We start from the raw sequence: 18,614 nt of genomic DNA, 5'->3' as shown, positions 1-18,614 counted from the left end.
ATTTTCGAGTCACGAAAAACACGAAGTCAGGGACGGGCTACGGTAAAGTTCGGTGGCTCTACGATGGGACGGAGGAGTGCGAGCGAGATGCGGAGCGAAGAATGACTCGCTCACCCGTTCGAGTCCGTCACCTCGTAACGGGTCGGTTTCTCGCACGGAACGACCTCCGGTACTAATTCATGGCAGGATGGGTCGAATAGCGTTCGGACGGGTACGGAACCGCTGTCAACCCGAACGTGGGGAGGGCGGTCAGTGAACCGATATTCGAAGATGATGACGCGTTCGTGCGTTGGAAGAGGGTCATTACCGATCCAGTAGGTTCACCAAATCAGTCTCTCAGGCCGTCTATAACAATACCACGACGGCCCGATTGTCCGTGCCGTGACAATCAATGAGGGGAAAAACGCGACTACGCGAGTTACGCCGTCATGACCCGGCCGGTTGGTCCGTTCCTTCGGAAATTCATGGGAGGATTAGCGGCATATACTCCGATGCTACTGCGTCGAAGGGTGACGAGGGCGCGCGGCGATGGGGACGAATATGGTAGGGCTGTTCGGCGCTTTCGGGGACCGAACACACGGCGTGGCGGCACATCCGACGATGCGATGGGCGGACGACGATCGAACCGCGACGTTCGCCGACGATCACGTCGCAGTTTCGACGGCGTTCCATTCGTCGCTCGCGGACGATCAGCCGGTCACGACGAGTGATGGTTCCACACGGGTCTGGATTCAGGGAGAAGTGTACGGGGTCGAAGCGGACGGGTCGTACGAACCGCGACCATCGACAGTGGACAGTACGACGTACTGTGCGCATTTGTACGATTCGCATGGAATAGAGTTCGTCGAGCGTGTAAACGGGCAGTTCGCTGGCGTCATCTACGACCGAGACGAACGGACAGTCCATTTCGTCACCGACCGACTCGGGTCGTATCCGCTCTTCCACACGCGAACCGTGAGCGACACCGTCGTCTGTTCGACCGATATCCAGGCGATGCCACGCTATCCCGGCGTCGAGACGTCATACGATCTCGACTATCTCGCCGAATATCTCACGTGGAAACGGTCGTTCGGGGTGACGACGCCGCTCGACGGCGTGGAAAAACTTCCGCCTGCGAGCGTAACGACGCTCGACTTAGACACCATGACACAGCGGTCACGCTGCTACTGGCGACCCGAGTATACACCAGTAGACAAACCGTTTCGCTACTTCGTCGAACGATTTGCCGATATCTTTCGTCGCATCTTCGACGAGTGGGTCTGTGACGACCACGAGTACGGGTTGCTGCTGAGCGGCGGAAGCGATTCGCGACTGATACTGGCCGCGATGGATCGACCAGCCACCTGCTATCACATGAACGGTTGGTGGAATCGCGAGGCTGAAACCGCAAAACGGGTCGCCGAGACTGCTGATAGTGAGTTCGTTTTTCTCCACCGCGACCGGGAGTATCGGACGCGGGCACTCGAGCGAAACCCGCCGCTTTCGAACTTCGATGGGTGGTTCACACAGGGGTACCCCACCGGATTTGCCGACGATATCACGGACTCCGCGGACGTGCTCATATCCGGGTTGTACTCCGATACGCTCTTCAAATCGCACCCGATTTCGTCACCGCGGATATCGCTCGGTGGACTCGGGACGATGACACTTCCCATGGGAAGCCCTCCGGAATCGATCGACGAGTTCATCGACGAACTCGGGGTCGAGACGCCGACGTATCTCGAGGGAGTCGTCGATGTCGAGGAGGTACTCCGGGACAATATCACGCGGGACGAGGACGGTATCGACCATCACGGCGTTCGATACAAGTCGATACGGGAACTCGCCCTCTGTAGCGATTACTATCCGCTTTCGAACGATACGGAGCTCATTTACACGAACAGCCTCCGTCAGATTCGTCCCTATCGAACGCCGTTTCTCGACAATCGTCTCGTCGATCTGCACCTCATGATGCCGGTTCGATATCGGGTTCGACGGAACATCATCAACCGCGCAATCGAACGACTGGACTCGCAACTCGCAGACGTACCACATTCCGAGTCCGGTGTTCCGGTGAAATATTCGTTCCCGATAGAGTACGTCGGAAAACACACGAACGCCTTGCGGTGGAAAGTCTTCGACTCGAACGAACCACCGGAACCGTGGTTGACGCAGGGACCGTGGTCAAACGACGAACAGCACATCCGACATCACGATTTGGTCGGGGACGCACTCGATGACCGTCGGGGCATCATCGAATCCCTCCCGTTCCTCGATTGGGAGCGCGTTCAGCAAAGCTACCGTGATCACGTGGCCGGGGCGGACAACGCCGTCGAACTCTACACGCTTCTGACGATGCTGAAGCTGCCAGTCACGGAACAGTTCATCGACGGGGCGGTGGACAAGGACGATTCGACGACGATCGAGGACAATCGTCGATTGTTGACCGGAACGGCGGTGACGTTCGATGAGTGACCAGGACGGCCTCAGCGTGCTCATGATCGGCCTCGACGGCGCCTGTCGTTCGGTGATGGAACCGCTCTTCGAGGCGGGGTCGCTTCCGAACCTCGAACGGGTGTTCGATGGCGGTGTAACAGGGGCGTTGGAATCACAGATTCCGCCGTGGACGCCGAGTGCCTGGCCGTCGATGTTTACCGGCGTCAACCCGGGTAAACACGGCGTCTTCAGTTTCCTCGATTACGACGGCTACGACTGGGACGTGGTCAACGGGTCGCACGTGCAATCGATACCGGTCTGGGAGCACCTTTCTCGGCATGGATTTACGAGCGTCGTTTGCAACGTCCCCGTCACGAACGCCGCACGTGAATTCGACGGTGCGCTCGTTCCGGGGTACATGGCTCCCGAATCGCCCGATTGCCATCCGGCGGGACTGCTGGACGATCTACGCGACGAACTCGGGGAATACCAAATCTATCCGGACAGCGACGACGCGACGGGGACGGACGCAGCGACGGCATATCGGTCGGTCATCGAAATGCGCGGGGACGCGTTTCGATATCTGGCCGACCGATTCGAGCCGGATTTCGGATTCGTGCAGTTTCAGCAGACCGATACGGTCTTTCACGAGCACCCCGGCGAGCGGGAAACAGTACAGGCAGTGTACGAGGCAGTAGACGAACAAGTCGGGCGAATCCTTGCCGACTGTGACCCGGACACCGTCGTCGTCGTCAGTGATCACGGCATTGGAGAGTACGATGGATACAGCTTCTATCTCAACGAATTCCTTGCAGAGCATGGTTACACGGCGGTTAGGCAAGGTGGGAACGGGATGCCATCGTGGGTCCCGACTCGCGACGAACAGCTTCGGGACGGCGACGAAACGTCGTCCAGTCCCGGACTACTGGAATCGGCGACGGCACTCGCCGCCCGCTATGGAATGACCACCCATCGAGCGGGAAAGCTGCTGGAGACGGTCGGCCTCCGCGACTTCGCCGGTCGCTGCGTTCCCGACCGGCTCGTCAGGGCGAGTAGCAGGCAGGTCGATTTCGCGGCGTCACAGGCTTACATGCGCGCCCGAATCGAGTGCGGCGTCCGCATCAATCTCGAAGGAAGGGAACCGGACGGGGTCGTTCCACCCGAACGATACGAGGCGCTTCGAACCGAACTCGTCGAACAGCTCCGGGGTGTCGAGACGCCCGACGGCACGCCGATGTTCGAGGAAGTGTGTCGTCGGGAGCGGTACTTCGACGGACCGAACGCCGACCGAGCCGTCGATATCGTCACGGTTCCGGCCGACTTCGACCACTTCCTCTCCGCCGAACTCGCGGGACACCAATTCGCAGCGCCCGGCCAACCGTGGAATCACAAGCGAGACGGAGTGGTCGCTGTGGCCGGTGATGGCGTTCGGGGTGCGCTCTCCGATGCTCACCTCTTCGACGTGACGCCAACGATTCTCGCGCTGTTCGGCCTCCCGACGAGCGTCGAAATGGACGGGAACGTACTCTCGTGCGTCGAACCGACCGAGCGGCGAGCGTACGCGACACAACGCGACCGATCGAAACGAGAGACGGACGACGGATCGATAGCAAACAGACTGACGGCACTTGGCTATTTGGAGTGAACGATGACGATAGAAATCACAGAAGTGGAAGACGAAAACGAGTGGAATCAACACGTAGACCGAGCGGAACATACGACGCCGTTCCATCGATACGAGGCACTCTCGCATCTCGCTCGAACCGCCGACGCCGATAAACGGCTTCTCGTCGGCTACAAAGGACAGGAGCCGGTCGGGCTCTTTCCGATTTTCGAGGCGACGAAAGGGCCGTTTCGGATGGTGTACTCGCCACCACCGCATCTCGAAGTGTACTATCTCGGGCCGGTATTGCTCAACTTCGAGAAGCTCAAACAACGGAAAGCGGAGCGCAGACACCGGACGTTCATCGAACAGTGTCTCGATTGGATAGACGAACGGATCGCCCCTGATTACATCGACGTTCGAACGGTGGACCGCCACACTGACCTCCGACCGTTCTCGTGGGAAGGGTTCGACGTATCTCCGTCCTACACGTACCTCGTAGACCTCGAAAGCGACGACCTACTCATGCAGTTCAGCCGCGACGCCCGGAGCAACATCAGGGACCGAGACGACGTGGACTGTACGATTCGAGACGGGGACACTGACGCCCTCGAAACGATAATCGGTCAGGTACAGCAACGCCACGACGACCAAGGAAAGGAATACCGAATCGATCCCGCGTTCGTGGTCGAACTGTCCGAACTCCTCCCCGAGGGTTGTGTCAGACCGTACGTCTGTGAACACGACGGAGAAATCGTCGGCGGTATCGTGACGCTCGAATACGGCGACACCATCTATCGATGGCAAGGCGGTGTGAAACACGACGTCGGTTTCTCGGTCAACGATTTGCTGGACTGGCAGATCATGCAAGACGCGCAATCGCGTGGTCGCTCTCGGTACGACTTGGTCGGTGCGAACCTACCTCGTCTCTGTCGGTATAAGTCAAAATTCGGTCCCGAACCGGCTGCATACTATACAGCACAGCGAAAGACGACACGGATGAAAGCGGTGACCGGTGTCTATCGACGACTGCCATCGACGGTCAAGGTGATTTCGGAGTGACGGACGACACGAAATCGATGACCGACACGGTGTCCAGCTTGCATCGACGGTCGTTTCTCCTCGGAGTCGGAGGTGCACTCGGGTCGGTGGCAGGTGCAACGAGTGTCGTCGGCGCGCCGAATGGTGCGGGGGACCACCGTTCGGAAACGACTGTCCGACGATCGGGATTCGTTCTCGAACAAAACGGCATCTGTCTCCCCCTTGCGATGGTCACGCTGGACGAACGCGTGCCAGTCGAGGAGTTTTACGACTACCGGTCGTCGGATACGACTCCGAGCGGATGGTACAGTTCGTACGGTCCGGCACAACGGTTTCAGCGGAATGGAGAGAGCGTCCTTTACTGCTACGATGGTCCGCGAGGGACGAGTCTCGTGTTCATGCATGGAATGCGCGGCGGAGAAAGCGGTGGAGCGATCACGTTCTCCATTTCCGGACTACCGTCGGAGGGGGAGTGGGCGGTCACGGACGACCAGTACAACGCATCGACGAACTACGACCGGTTCGTGCGGAACGACGGCGAGTGGGTCGTCGATTGGACGTGGGCAACCGACCCAGACAACGGTGGCGGAGCCGACGGCGGTGCCTTCCGCGGAATCACCCGCGATGACGTCGTCAGAATCGACCCTGCATTCAACGAGAATGCGAGATTGTACGAAGACCACTATCCGGGTGACGTCGAACACTGGCGTGCACTCACTGCGGACTCGACCGGCTATCGGTGGCGTTCCCTCCGGCGTGACCATCCGATCGTCATCCGAGGTGGAAGCTGTGACGATGGCACTCCAACATCGACAGCCGTTGCACCGACCGAGACGTCGCCGACGGCGACGCGAACGACCACGACACCAACGAGGACGGCGACGCGAACGACCACGACACCAACGAGGACGACGACAGCGAACGCCAGTCGGTCGCCTCGGATGCCACACACCACACCTGTCGCTACGGATGAACCATCGCGGACGACGACTACTGGGCAGCACGGATTCGGCGTGGCTGCCGCGGTCGCCGGGTTGCTCTGCGGTGTGCTCCCCTCGATTGCCCGGCGGAACGAGTAATCACTGCTCGGAGGACGTTTCGACGATCCGTCGAGCGAACGCACGGTGTTAGTCCTGTGAGTCCTCAGCCTGCCGTATGCGTGCGTACCGGACTTTCGCCGCGGTTAACTGAAGCACCTCTCGGAGGGCAGTGTGGCGCTTCCAGAACAAGTAGAGTGCCAAAGCGACGTAGACGACGGAGTACGCGATGAGCAACCAATAGGAGTACGTCGCGGCCTGGGCGGGCGGAAGTGTCCGGAGAAGGATGAACTCCACTACCACTTGCGAGAGAAACAGCGTGAGAAGGGTCACTGCCTCGCGAACGCTGATGGTGAAATTGACCAGCACCGAGATAGCGAAGAAGCTCTGAGCCGCCGTTAGCCAGATTTCGGCCATCTGTTTTCGGTCGAACGGGAGCGCTCCGTACTGGCCGAGAGCAAGGCTATAGACGACCACGAGCGTTCCGATGAGGAGCGTCCACTGGTTCAACTTCGAGGAAATGAGCGCGTTAAATGCCGCCGTCGCTCGCGCTTTGTTGACCAGATACGCCGTCACGATCAGTTCGGGGCTTTCACTCGCCAACGGTGCAATCCACTGAAGCATGAAAAACGGCGGAATGCCGAATTGGAGACCGAGATTTTCCAAGCCGTGTGCGAACGGTTCGACCGCGGTGAAGATGAGAAACCCGGAGTAGGAGAACAGGAAAAGGACGATCGAAACTCGAACCGGTTTCGGACGGCGCTGAAAGTACGCCGGGACACCGACCTGTTCTTCGGCACCCACCTCGCCTCGAATGATGATGGCGATATAGACCAGGTACAGACTGACCAGCACGAAGGAATCGATCGCGTTGATACCGCCGCCAAACGGGATGAAAAAGGCGTAGGTGGTTGCGGCGAACAGGAACAGGATCTCGGTCGCGATATCCCTGTCGAGAGGTATCCCGTCGTTCAAGCGCCCTTCCCGTTCGAAATACTGCGCCGCATCACTTCGTCGGGCCTTATGAAGCGAAAAGAGGGCGATGCCGGACCAACCCAGACCGATAAGGATGCGGTTCGCCCCGGTCATATTCGCAACCGCGAGGTTCGCGGCCTCCCGTCCAGCCTCCGTCCCGGCATTCGAGCCGGCGGTCCACGCGAAATAGGCATCGACCGCATACTCGGGGGCGACCGCGAGGACGGCGAGGATGGCGAGCGCGAACGCGCGCGGGACGTCCTTTTCCGCGGTTTCGGCCCCCCACGCGAGGAGGAACGACGCGCCCAGGATAGCCAGTCCGCTCACAGCCACGACGGCGAGCGTTCCGAGTGCGTGTTGCGCGTTCGTCGCCCAGACGGCGACCCATGCGGTGGTGAGGAGCACCGCTCCGACGACGGCAGTGAGTGGGTGTCGCACCGGAGAACTCATGACATCGATGAACAACGACGAGCAAGGTAACGGTTCCGTCCGCCCGGACCATCGGAAGGGCGTTCAAAAGGGAGGGAGTTCGACGAGCGGACCAAAATCGTCGTCCGCGGACGACGATTTATACTCTCTACCGTCGTATCCACGATGGAGATGCCATGTTCGACCGAATCCTCATTCCGATCGACGGAAGCGACTGCGCCGAGCGGGCCGCGAAGTACGGCCTCGAACTCGGGAAAACGTACGGCGCGGCAGTAGCGGTCCTTCACGTGCTCGAGCAGAGCAGGTTTCGGCGACTGGATAGCGATACACAAGCCGAGCGAAGCGAACGAGGTTCCGAACTCGTCGCCGAGGTCGAAACTTTAGCTGACGAAGTCGGCGTCTCCATCGATAGTTCGATGGCCGAGGGCAAGCCACACGAAATCATCGATGAACACGTGGCGGAAAGCGACACGGATCTCGTCGTCATGGGACGTCGGGGGCGGTCGAGCATGAGAGGGAAGCTGCTCGGGAGCGTCACCGATCGAGTTCTCAGAACGGTCGACGTCCCCGTGTTTACCGTCCCAGAGGGGGATATTTCGTCGGAAACCGGCACGACGTACGAGCGGATTCTCCTCCCGACGGACGGGAGCACGAACGCCGAAGGCGCGGCACGATACGGAGCCGATATCGCGAACCGGTACGATTCGACGGTCCACGTGTTCAACGCTGTGGACGTACAGCGGGAAGGCGGACTGTTCAGCGCGGGCGGCGTCTCGGAGGAGTTCATCGAGCGATTGGAAGAACAGGGGACGTCTGCAGTCGAACGACTGGCCCGACGTATTCGGGAGACGGATTCCGATATCGACCTCGATTTGACCGTCGTTCGGGATGCACCGACGGTCGGAATTCGGGACTACGTCACCGACGAGCATATCGACCTCGTGGTGATGGCCTCGCACGGCGAAGCAAACCTCAGTGGACAGCTGCTCGGTAGCGTGACGGACTCGGTCCTCGGCGTCGTGGACGCTCCCGTACTCGTCATCACTCGAACCGCGGAAACGGCGTGATTTCATCATCGTCTCCGCGAACGCATTCCCCAACGAAGGGACGACGTAGCATCCGACGACGTATCGCACCGGTCGAAGAGGACGTGGCAGACAGAACGGCAGTGACCAGCCAGTAGGGAGTCCATATTCCAGCTCTGGCAGTGGATACTGAAGGGAGGATCCGGTTCGGCGTTCCCATCGGGGAACGTCGATCGTCTCGGTCGTGTTCCTTCGGCATCCATATCGCTCACAAATTCCACAGTACCGCCCGGAGTCGTGAGAAGGATCGCTTCCGTCTTCGTTACGCAACATCGTTTATCGAAGCGTACTCACATCATACTTATAATAAAGAAATTCAATTTGAATTTATGGGGAGCACGTTTACGCATAGCACGGAGAAAAGTGGACGCAACGAAAGTCGAGACCACATTCACGAGTATCGGTTCGAATACGACCCGACCGGCGATTCGACGCTCAAACGGAGTGTGGCCGACATCCTCGTCTTCGTTACCGAGCATTCGCGTGCCGAAGCAGAACGACTGGTTCGTCGGCGCTGTCGTGTGGATATCGACGACCACTTTACCATGCTCGATCGGCTCGCGAAACCGAACCTCGCGTTTTGGATCAGTAACCTGAACTTCTCCATCCGCCACGACGGGCAGATACTGGTCCGGGAGTTTTGTGCAACTGAATGCATACCGTAACGATGGAGAGTCGCCGGTACGGATACCGGACAGTCGATGACGATATGCATTCGACATCGGAAATGAACCAGTGACAGTCGTTCGCGTACCACAGAATGTATTTACAACGGCGTACGCTACTGCACGTCAATGATCGTTGCTGGGAAATGTCCACCCGCTACTGACGAACTGCGGGCGGCCGCAGAGCGGGGATTTACCGCCGTCGAACTGCATCTCGTCACCGAGGACTTGGACGAGTTCGAGGAAACGGTAGCCGTCTGCCGCTCCGCACCAGTCGATATCGTTTCCGTTCACACACCGCACATCGACCTCGAAAACGTCGCGTACATCCAGCAAGCGAACGACCTCTGTGCGGAGTTGGGTGCCACGCTCGTCGTCCACTCGACGAAAATCCCGCTCACCAACCTCGACCGAGTCGCCGACGTGACCGAGATCACCGTCCCATGCGGATACGAGAATTCGACGGGGCACAGTGTCCACTTTCTGGAGAACGTCTTATTCGACCAAAATCGGTCACTCGTCCTCGACACGGCACATCTCTACACCGCCGAAGCGGAGTATCTATCGGCGCTCACGCATCTTCTGCGGGAATTCGGCGATCAGATTCCGGTGATTCATTGCTGTGACGGGACGAAGTACGAAGACGGCCTCGCATTCGGAACGGGAACGATGCGGATGGAGCGGGTCATTTCCACCATTCACGATTCATACGACGGCATCGTCGTCCTCGAAGTGATGCCTGACGAGCAGACGGACGCATTGAAACTGTTTCGTGACGTGACCCACACTGACTGAGTTCGTTCGAGACACCTACCGAGGACGGAACGCTCGTTTTCCGTCGGTAGCCGGATTATCGTTCGGGTTCCTCGTGAAGCGGGTTCGGAACCGTCCCGTGTTCGGAGGCGTGTGGCCGACCGGCCGCGTCCTCGTACCCGTAGTCCAACAGCCGATTTCGGTTCAGACAGAGTTTCGTGAACTCCGGGCGCAGCAGGTCGAACAGTTCGAATCGGTCCTCCAGTTCGGGGAAACAGGATTGATAGTCGAGAACGGCCTCACGGACGCCGGTCCAGAACCGTTCCTCCGAGTAGTCCGAATGGGTCGCCAACGAGTCGGAAACGTAGCGGAAGACACAGACGAACAGTCCCGAGAAAATGAACTGGCAGAGGCCTTCCGGCGGTTCCGAGCGGAGCACGTCGGCGAGTTCGTCCGGTATCGCTTCGAGTTCCGGGAGCGGTTGGTCGCTCACGTTCACGTCGTCCACGAAATCCTTCACCGCGAGTCGGTGGGGTCGGCCGTCCTTCAGCACGAGGATGGTGTTCTGGCCGTGGGGGGAAAACACCGTCCCGTACCGATAGAGGTAGTGGAGGAGTGGCGGTAGGACGGTCCCGAACAGTTCGTCCAGCCACTCCTCCATCGTCAATCCCGACTCCTCGACGAGCGATTCGAGGAACGGTTTCCCGTTCTCCTCGTGCATCAGTGCCGAGAGGGTGATCGCTCGTTCGTCGTCTTCGAGGAACGTGTAGATGCTCTCGCGCCAGACGCAACCGAGCAGTTCATCGTACTGATAGGCCGAGCCGTCCAATCGTGAGAAATCGGGATGATCGTAGTTCAGTCCCGCGATTTCTCCGGGAAGAATCAGGTCACATTCCTCGCGCAGGAACTCGTCGTCCTCGTAGATCCCTTTGATGTACTCGGTGACGAGCGGCGCGACTTCGGTTCGGTCGCCCGGTAGACCGCGGTAGACGAGCGTATTGAGGATACGAAGCGGGAGTTTGACGTGGTGGCGTTCCTTCTCGTCCACGTTGACGAACGTTCGAATCGACTGCTGTGGCAGGTACTCGTCCGGACCGTCACCGAGGGGGACGATGGTACCCGAGGCGATTTCGTCCGCGAACAGTTGAACGATGCTGTTCTCCCATTGCCATTCGTGAATCGGGAGGAAGTAGTAGTTCTCCGGGTCGTACCCCTTCGATTCCAGTTCCTCGTCGAATTTCGCGCGGAACTCGCCGAGTTCCCCCGCAACCAGCGAATCGTGGTCGAGGCCTGACACAGCCTCGAACGTCGCTCTGTCGCGCGAAACCGCGAGCCACGAGAGCGTCACCGGCTGTTTCCGTTCCGGCGCGTAGTCGAGATAGTCGTCGTAGCCGAAGCCGAGACGACCCTTGTTGTAGGTGATCCACGGGTGACCCGTCATCTCGCCTTCGAGTTCGGCATAGTCGAGGGCAGTGGGGTCGATGGTGCGTTCGTCGGCTTCGATGTGTGCATCCGCGAGCATCGTGTTTCGATACTCCCGAATCAGGTGCCCCGCCGTCATGTCGGAGACGCCGATCGTGTCCTGCGCATCGAGCAGGAACTGAACCGGGTCTGTCGCCGGCTCCCAGTCGCCAGCATCTCGACGTTCGAGCGATTCCGGTTCGACGTGCACCCAGTCGAACATCCGCTCCTCTGCCTCGAATCGGTATTCGACGCCCGCTGTCAGGCCGAGGTGGTAGACACCGTCGTCGACTTCCTCGGGCGACACGAGTTCCTCGTAGCCGAACTCGGCCAGCATCTTCGCCAGCAGGTTTCGACCGACCGTCTCCCAAACCTCCGTCGAGAGAGCCTCCTGAAGCTGTTCGTGTTCGATTCGTCCGTCGGCGTCCGGTGTGAGTTGCTGCATCGTTAGTCCTCCTGAAGTGGTGCGCGTTCGCTCCGCAGTCGTTCGCTGTTCGGTGCGTTCGAGACGAATCGCTCGACCGAGAAATCCTGAAAGACGGTGTCCTCATCGACGGGATAGACTTCCTCCCCGACGAGCGATTCGATTATCCGTGCGTTTCGATAACAGCCGAGTCCGAGGTCGGGCGTCCCGACACCGTGGGCGTGCATCCCGGCGTTCTGGACGAACATCCTCCCCGCCGCGTCGAATTCGACTTCGAAGTCCGATTCGACGCGGAGTCGGCCGTTCGCATCACGGTCGATTCGCTCCTCAACTCCGGCGAGGAAGGGCGGCGTCGGGCGGTGATAGCCCGTCCCCAGCACCACGACATCGGTTTCGTGGGCGAACCGTACACCTTCCTGCCACTGCTCGCAGATCAGGCGATAGCCATCGCCGACCTGCTCGATGTCCTCCACCGCGGTCGTGGCGAGCATACCGACGTTCGGATCGTTGCCGCCGACCGACCGTTCGTACAGCAGGTCGTAAATCTCCTCGCTGGTGTTCTCGTCGATTCCCTTGTATAACAGCCCTTGCTCGGGCAGGAGGTCGTCTTTCGTCCCCTGTGGCAGGTCGTGGAAATACTGGGTGTACTCCGGCGTGAAGTGTTGCAGCCCCAGTTTGGAGTACTCCATGGGGAAAAAGCCCTCGGAGCGAGTGAGCCAATCGAGTCTACAGTCCGATTCGGGTCGGTGACGGAGCAGGTCGAGGAATATCTCGGCGGCGCTCTGGCCCGACCCGACCACCGTAATCGACTCCGCGTCAAGACAGCGTTCCCGTCGGTCCAGATACGATGCCGAGTGGAACACGTCCGTCTCGGGGTGGCCGCGAAGCGACTCGGGAACGAACGGGACGCTTCCAACGCCGACGACGATGTCGTTCGCGCGGTACGCCACCGTTTCGCCGCTTTCGGGGTCGCAAGCGGTGACGTGGAACAGTTCCGTCGAATCGTCGTACTGAACCGCCGTCACGCGCCGACTGAACCGGGTGTTTCCGAGGCCTTCGGCCACCCAACCGCAGTAATCGTCGTACTCCCGGCGGGGAACCTGAAACGTCTCGTAGAAGTAGAACTCGTAGAGACGGTCGTGCTGCCGAAGGTAGTTCAGATAGCTGTACTCGCTCGTCGGGTCGGCAAGCGTGACCAGGTCGGCCATGAACGGCACTTCGAGGGTCGCGTCCTCGATGAGCATCCCGCCGTGCCATTCGAACTCAGGTTTCTGTTCTAGAAACACCGCGTCGTAATCGGTGGGGGAGAGCAGTGCGGCGAGCCCGAGATTGAACGGGCCAAGCCCGATTCCCAGCACGTCGTACACGCGGTCAGTAGCGTTTGCGCCTCGTTCGTCGCCCGTCGTCATCGACCGAGCACCTCCTGCTCGAACCGCTCGCGGTCACAGACCATCAGCAAGGCGTCCTTCTCGGGAAGCGAAATCTCGCCTCTCGGTTCGAACCCGCACTGTTCGAAGACGTGGATGACTTTCTCGTTGCGAACGTCGGGTTCGGTCACGACGCGGTCGGTCTCGTCGTGGCGGAACTGGAAGGCGGTCATCGCTCGCAGGAGCGGTTCGGCGTAACCATGTCCCAGAAACTCCGATACACCGATGAGCAGGTGAATGCCTTGGTCGGCGGGGTTCGCATCGTAGTGCTCGGCGAGGTCATCGTTCGCGGCCCAGTAGGATTCCCAGTAGCTCATCGGAACGTGATCAACATGACCGATGTAGGGCGTCTGGTGGGGGTCGTCGAGCTTCTCGGCGAGTTTCGTCCGGAACTGGGGAAGCGGGTCGTCCCACTGCCAGTACGGCAGAACGTGCGGTTCGTTCAGCCAGCGATGGAGGCGACCGAGGTCCCGCTCCATCGTGGCCTTTCGGAACGAGATCGTCTTCTCGATGGTCGAATCGCGGCGCTGAAAGTCGTACCCCGCCGCAACGATTCCGGCGGCCCCGGTCATCCCATCACCTCCAACTCGGTGACGAGCGGATTCGGAATCTCGGTGTAGACGGACTGGTTTTCGAGCGTTCCGGTCAGTTCGTCCATGCCGCGGAACCGCGTCAGTAGGTTCGCCTTGCAGGCGAGTCGCCGCTCGGTGAGCATACTCGTCAGCAGCGACGACGCTTCGTGATCGTACTCCTTCAACGATTCAATTTCCTCACGTAGCACCGACAACAGACGGGATTCGTCCCCGACTCCGGCAGTTCCGAACGCGTTGACGACGCCGAGGGCGTTATTCAACACGACGTAGTAACGGATTCGTTCGTCCGCCAACTCGTCGGGGACCAGCGTGTCAGCGCGTTCCGCGACGCCCGGGAGCAGTGAATTCACGTCGTCGTGACCCGACTCCGCGAAGTAGTAGCCCTGGTTGTCCCGGTAGTGGAATCGCGCGGGATAACCGTCTCGGAGCGTCAATACGCTGTTTTGCTGGTGTGCCTCCAGTCCGACGCCGTAGTTCAGGTAGAGCCAGAGTACCGGCCGGAGGGAGATCGCGAGATATCGTCGGAACCAATCCTCGCTCACATCGGCAGTGGACCTTCCTTCTCGCTCCGCGATTTCGGAGACGACGTTCGCAAGGCGCGAATCTCCGCCGAACATGTGGTCCTGACAGAGGCCGACGACCGGCGTTGCACCCATCGCGTCCTCGCCGCGGAAGGGATTCTCGCGGAGGACGACCTCGAACCCGGATTCCGAGTCCGACCCCGCATCGACGGTGAGGTAGGCCGGGTCACGCACCACGCCAAAGTTCGGGAAGCGTGATTCGAGTTCGGTTCCGAGTTCCGTTCCCATCAGTTCGGTGATGGCCACGCCGCGTTCGAGTTCGGGACGTTTGTTCGTCCGCTCCGAGTTGGTGATGTTTACTGCGAGTGAACCCTTCAGCATAAACGACGACTTCGGGCAGTAGAGCGTTCGAACGGACGACGTGGGGGAGTACGTCTTTCCGTGCGTTCCGAGGTAGGTGAGCCGACCGTCCGTCAGCAGGGACTCGACGTGCGGTTGGTCGAGCAAGTGCTGTGCCTGCCACGGATGGACCGGAATCAGCACGTCGTCGCTTTCGACGTGCTCGTCGCGGAACGATTCCTCGGCCGAGGAATCGTTCCGCAATTCGGCCTTCACCCATTCGGCAGCACTCGTCTCCCGTGCCGAATCTTGCGCCACGATGTCGGGGTCCGCCCGGAAGTAGGCGAGCGAAAACGACCCGCGCAGCTCCGGCGCGTAGGTCGGCGCGTTTCGTGGCGCGATACCCTCCCGACTCTTCGGCGTTGGATGAAGCAGATGGCCGAAAATCAACGACTGCTCGGCGTCCCTGAACTCGAACTCGGTCCCGTACAGGCGGTCGCGGTCGTCCACCCGTGCGGCGACGAATCGCTCGATTCGATCGTTGCTCGACAGCACGCGGGAGAGCAGTTCGTCACCGACGTGGTCGCCTCCTCGTGCGAGGGAGAGTTCCTTGGTCACGAGAGCGGCGAGCGTGGCATGATCGAGGTCGTGCCAACCGTCGCCCGCCCGGAAGCGAACCGGGAGGTCGAACAGGTGTCGTCCCGTGGGAGACCGATACGACAGGGGTGCTCGTACGCCGATTCCGAGAATCGGGAGTTCGAACAGCACGGACTCACCTGCCGCCGCCGAGTCGTCCGTGACAACGTCGTACGCGCCTGTCTCGCGGAGATAGCAGTTGAGGAAGGCGTGCGTCGTCGCGGCTGCGGCGGATTTCGCCGCAGCCGCGGATTCCATGGCGGAATCTCGGTGGGTCGTTTCGGAGGCCGTCATCGCCCCACCTCCGGGGAAACCGCACCGAGGGAATCGCCGCGTCGTTCTATCACGTCGAGGATGTCGGCAACGTCCCCCAGCGTCGTTCGAGGATTGAGTAGGGTAAACTTCAGGGCCGTCACGCCGTCAACCTCGGTTCGGGCGACGACGGCATCACCCTCTCGCAGGAGGGATTCACGTATCGCCTCGTTCAGCCAACTCACTCGCTCGTCGCTCGCTTTCGTCCCGACCGGGCGATACCGGAACACGACCGCGTTTATCGTCGGTTCTGCGACTAGCTCGAACGACGGATCGTCCGAGAGGAGGGCCGCAACGTCGTCGGCGAGGGCGATCGTCTCGTCCACCAGGGCGCCGAATCCTTTCCGCCCGAGCGCGCGGAACGAGACGAACGGTTTCAGCGCGTCGAATCGGCGCGTCGTCTGCACCGATTTTGCGACGAGGTTCGGCGCGGAATCGCCTTCCGGATTGAGGTACGAAGCGTTTCGGACGATGTATTCGTACCGCGAACCATCGCGAAGGAGGAACGCACCACAGCTAATCGGCTGATAGAACAACTTGTGGAAATCGACGGACAGGGAATCCGCTCGCTCGATACCCGAGAGCGATTTCCGATGGCGATCGGAGAACGCGAGCGCGCCGCCGTACGCCGCATCGACGTGGAACCACAGGTCGTGTTCGTCGGCCCGGTCGGCGAGTTCTGAAAGCGGGTCGATGCTTCCGAAATCGGTCGTCCCCGCGGTGCCGACGAGCGCGAACGGGAGCAGTTCGCGCTCGTCCAGTTCGGCCAACGTTCGGTCGAGCGCGTCGGGACACATTTCACGATCATCGTTCGACTCGACGGTGACGACCGCGTTCTCGCCGAGTCCGAGGTGGGCGGCGGCCTGTTCCGCGGTGAAATGCGCCTCCTCGGAGCAGATGATTCGCATCGCTTTCGCACGGTGCGGGAGTCCCGACCGTTGTACGTCGGTACCGAATCGCTCCTTGGCGAACCAATCACGGGCCAACAGGAGGCCCATAAAGTTCGACTGCGTGCCGCCGCTCGTGAACACGCCATCGCCGTCGTCATCGTAGCCGAACACCTCACAGAGTTCCTCTATCATCCGGGTTTCGAGGAGAGTCGCGGCCGGACTCTGATCCCACGAATCCATGGATTGATTTGTCGCGGACAGCATCGCCTCCGCGGCGAGTCCCGGAATCATCGGCGGGCAGTGAAGATGCGCGAGGCAGTTCGAGTTCGAGACGTTGACCGAATTACGGAGGACGGATTCGGTCGCATCGAGTGCCGAGGCGACTCCGTCACCCTCCTCGGGAATCAACTCCATCCGTTCGAACTGGTCGCGGAGCGATTCGGGACTGGCACCGGAATAGGGGTCGGCTTCCCGGACGAACGCGTCGAGAACCGCGTCGATCGTTCGTTCCATCGCGTTTCGATAGGTGTCCTCACCGTCTTCGTCGGCCAGGAACAGCGATTCAGAGCAGGATTGGCGACGGGATTCCAGCAGTTCGTTCATGCGGCTGACACCTCCCGACGAACCGTGGTTTCGACCGCATCGTAGAACCGTTCGGCGATGGCGTCCACGTCGTCTCCCGTAACGACGAGGGGCGGCAGGAATCGGACGGTACTGCTGTCGCGTCCGCCCAGTTCCACGATGAGTCCGCGTTCGAAGCACTCGGAACGAATCTCGGACGCGAGGTCGGAGTCCGTCGGATAGCTGCCAAGGTCGTCCGGTTCCGCCGACGTATCGACGATTTCGGCGCCGAGCATCAGGCCGCGTCCGCGAACGTCGCCGACGCAGTCGAACGTCTCGGCGGTCGCTTCGAGATGGTCTCGGAGACGGTCCCCCATCATCTCGGCATGTGCCGGAAGGTCGTTTTCGAGGACGTACTCGATGGTCGCGCGACCCGCGGCCATCGCGAGTTGGTTGCCCCGGAAGGTTCCAGCATGAGCACCCGGTTCCCAAACATCGAGGTCGTCCTTGTAAACGACGACGGAGAGCGGCAAGCCGCCACCGACCGCCTTCGAGAGCGTCACCACGTCGGGGACGATGTCGGCGTGTTCGAAGGCGTAGGGTTCGCCCGTCCGTCCGAGTCCTGTCTGAATTTCGTCCACGATGAGGGGAATATCGTGCTCGCGAGTCATTCGACGGATGTCCCGCGTCCAATCGTCCGGTGCGGGAATCGCGCCACCCTCACCTTGCACGAGTTCGAGTACCATTCCCGCCGGGTCCACGATACCGCTTTCCGGGTCGTCGAGGACGTGTTCGACGTACCTGCTCGCTGTTCGGTGGCCGGATTCACCGCCGATACCGAACGGACAGCGATAGTCGGATGGATAGGGAAGATGATGCACGTCTGGCATCGTTCCCGGAACTGATTCCTTCGGGTCGGTGTCCCCCATTAACCCGAGCGCACCGTGCGTCATCCCGTGATAGCCGCCCTGAAAGGCAAGCATAGAGCGGTTCCCGGTCGCGGTTTTGACGAGCTTCAGCGCCGCTTCTATGGCGTCGGTTCCGGCAGGGCTACAGAACTGTACGCGCGCGCACTCCGAAAACTCGTCCGGAAGGCTATCGAACAGTGCGTCTACGAACCGTTCTTTCGTCGGCGTCGTAATGTCGAGCGTATGTAGTGGTACCGCAGCATCCAGCACATCCTCGATGGCCTGGACGACGACGGGATGATTGTGACCGAGGGCGAGCGTTCCCGCACCCGCCAAACAATCATAGTAGACCGTCCCGTCAGCGTCTTCGACTTCGACGCCTTTCGCGCGCTGAATCGCGAGAGGAAGGTGACGGGGATACGTCCGTGCGTTCGATTCGCGGCGCGCCTGCTGTTCGAGCAACCGTTGGTTATCGTCCCGGTTCATCGTGACCACGCCCTCGAATCGAGCGAGACAGCCGTGGCTATTCGTACGTTCCG

At 60.4% G+C, this 18,614-nt stretch carries 14 protein-coding genes; 7 read left to right on the top strand and 7 right to left on the bottom strand.

The genetic code is table 11. The annotated features are described in order from the left end of the window. Nucleotides 1-528: 528 nt before the first annotated feature. The 4 genes from OOF89_RS10065 to OOF89_RS10050 are packed head-to-tail and all read left to right on the top strand — an operon-like array spanning nucleotide 529 to nucleotide 6,138. A complete protein-coding gene (locus tag OOF89_RS10065) occupies nucleotides 529-2,454 on the top strand; it encodes an asparagine synthase-related protein (protein ID WP_266075712.1) in 1,926 nt (641 codons plus the stop codon). After that, nucleotides 2,447-4,060, top strand: coding sequence for an alkaline phosphatase family protein (locus OOF89_RS10060; RefSeq protein ID WP_266075710.1), 1,614 nt, complete (start codon nucleotides 2,447-2,449; stop codon nucleotides 4,058-4,060). The genes OOF89_RS10065 and OOF89_RS10060 overlap by 8 nt, the downstream gene beginning before the upstream one ends. Before the next feature lie 3 nt (nucleotides 4,061-4,063). Continuing rightward, a complete protein-coding gene (locus OOF89_RS10055; RefSeq protein WP_266075708.1) occupies nucleotides 4,064-5,080 on the top strand; it encodes a lipid II:glycine glycyltransferase FemX in 1,017 nt (338 codons plus the stop codon). Between the two features lie 17 nt (nucleotides 5,081-5,097). Next, the gene (locus tag OOF89_RS10050) at nucleotides 5,098-6,138 is read left to right on the top strand and encodes a hypothetical protein (protein WP_266075705.1); all 1,041 of its coding nucleotides are present in this window, start codon (nucleotides 5,098-5,100) and stop codon (nucleotides 6,136-6,138) included. A gap of 48 nt (nucleotides 6,139-6,186) precedes the next feature. On the opposite strand, the gene OOF89_RS10045 is transcribed toward OOF89_RS10050, so the two are convergent. Further along, a complete protein-coding gene (locus tag OOF89_RS10045; RefSeq protein WP_266075704.1) occupies nucleotides 6,187-7,521 on the bottom strand; it encodes a sodium:calcium antiporter in 1,335 nt (444 codons plus the stop codon). A gap of 155 nt (nucleotides 7,522-7,676) precedes the next feature. Here OOF89_RS10045 and OOF89_RS10040 point away from each other — a divergent pair, with 155 nt between their 5' ends. The 3 genes from OOF89_RS10040 (at nucleotide 7,677) to OOF89_RS10030 (ending at nucleotide 10,045) form a co-directional block, all read left to right on the top strand. Beyond that, nucleotides 7,677-8,567, top strand: coding sequence for a universal stress protein (locus OOF89_RS10040; RefSeq protein WP_266075703.1), 891 nt, complete (start codon nucleotides 7,677-7,679; stop codon nucleotides 8,565-8,567). Between the two features lie 347 nt (nucleotides 8,568-8,914). Next, a complete protein-coding gene (locus OOF89_RS10035; RefSeq protein ID WP_266075702.1) occupies nucleotides 8,915-9,250 on the top strand; it encodes a hypothetical protein in 336 nt (111 codons plus the stop codon). A gap of 129 nt (nucleotides 9,251-9,379) precedes the next feature. Next, the gene (locus OOF89_RS10030) at nucleotides 9,380-10,045 is read left to right on the top strand and encodes a sugar phosphate isomerase/epimerase family protein (RefSeq protein ID WP_266075700.1); all 666 of its coding nucleotides are present in this window, start codon (nucleotides 9,380-9,382) and stop codon (nucleotides 10,043-10,045) included. A gap of 55 nt (nucleotides 10,046-10,100) precedes the next feature. Here OOF89_RS10030 and OOF89_RS10025 read toward each other — a convergent pair whose 3' ends face one another. From OOF89_RS10025 to OOF89_RS10000, 6 genes are read right to left on the bottom strand one after another with little or no spacing between them, the layout of a single operon-like run. Next, nucleotides 10,101-11,909 (bottom strand): IucA/IucC family protein, encoded by a 1,809-nt coding sequence (locus OOF89_RS10025; protein ID WP_266075699.1) that lies wholly within the window; start codon nucleotides 11,907-11,909, stop codon nucleotides 10,101-10,103. Nucleotides 11,910-11,911: 2 nt separating this feature from the next. After that, complete coding sequence (locus OOF89_RS10020) at nucleotides 11,912-13,297, bottom strand: lysine N(6)-hydroxylase/L-ornithine N(5)-oxygenase family protein (protein WP_266075697.1); 1,386 nt, start codon at nucleotides 13,295-13,297, stop codon at nucleotides 11,912-11,914. Continuing rightward, nucleotides 13,294-13,887, bottom strand: a complete 594-nt coding sequence (locus OOF89_RS10015; protein ID WP_266075695.1) for a GNAT family N-acetyltransferase — start codon at nucleotides 13,885-13,887, stop codon at nucleotides 13,294-13,296. Before OOF89_RS10015 ends, OOF89_RS10020 begins: the two co-directional genes overlap by 4 nt. Beyond that, nucleotides 13,884-15,698 (bottom strand): IucA/IucC family protein, encoded by a 1,815-nt coding sequence (locus OOF89_RS10010; RefSeq protein ID WP_407661561.1) that lies wholly within the window; start codon nucleotides 15,696-15,698, stop codon nucleotides 13,884-13,886. The genes OOF89_RS10015 and OOF89_RS10010 overlap by 4 nt, the downstream gene beginning before the upstream one ends. Next, nucleotides 15,695-17,209 (bottom strand): pyridoxal phosphate-dependent decarboxylase family protein, encoded by a 1,515-nt coding sequence (locus tag OOF89_RS10005; protein WP_266075693.1) that lies wholly within the window; start codon nucleotides 17,207-17,209, stop codon nucleotides 15,695-15,697. Before OOF89_RS10005 ends, OOF89_RS10010 begins: the two co-directional genes overlap by 4 nt. Then, complete coding sequence (locus OOF89_RS10000) at nucleotides 17,206-18,561, bottom strand: diaminobutyrate--2-oxoglutarate transaminase (protein ID WP_407661604.1); 1,356 nt, start codon at nucleotides 18,559-18,561, stop codon at nucleotides 17,206-17,208. The genes OOF89_RS10005 and OOF89_RS10000 overlap by 4 nt, the downstream gene beginning before the upstream one ends. Nucleotides 18,562-18,614: the final 53 nt, after the last annotated feature.

Origin of the sequence: Haladaptatus caseinilyticus (genome assembly GCF_026248685.1) — an archaeon.
In the GTDB taxonomy this organism is placed as follows: domain Archaea; phylum Halobacteriota; class Halobacteria; order Halobacteriales; family Haladaptataceae; genus Haladaptatus; species Haladaptatus caseinilyticus.
This window is presented reverse-complemented; position numbering and strand designations above follow the sequence as displayed.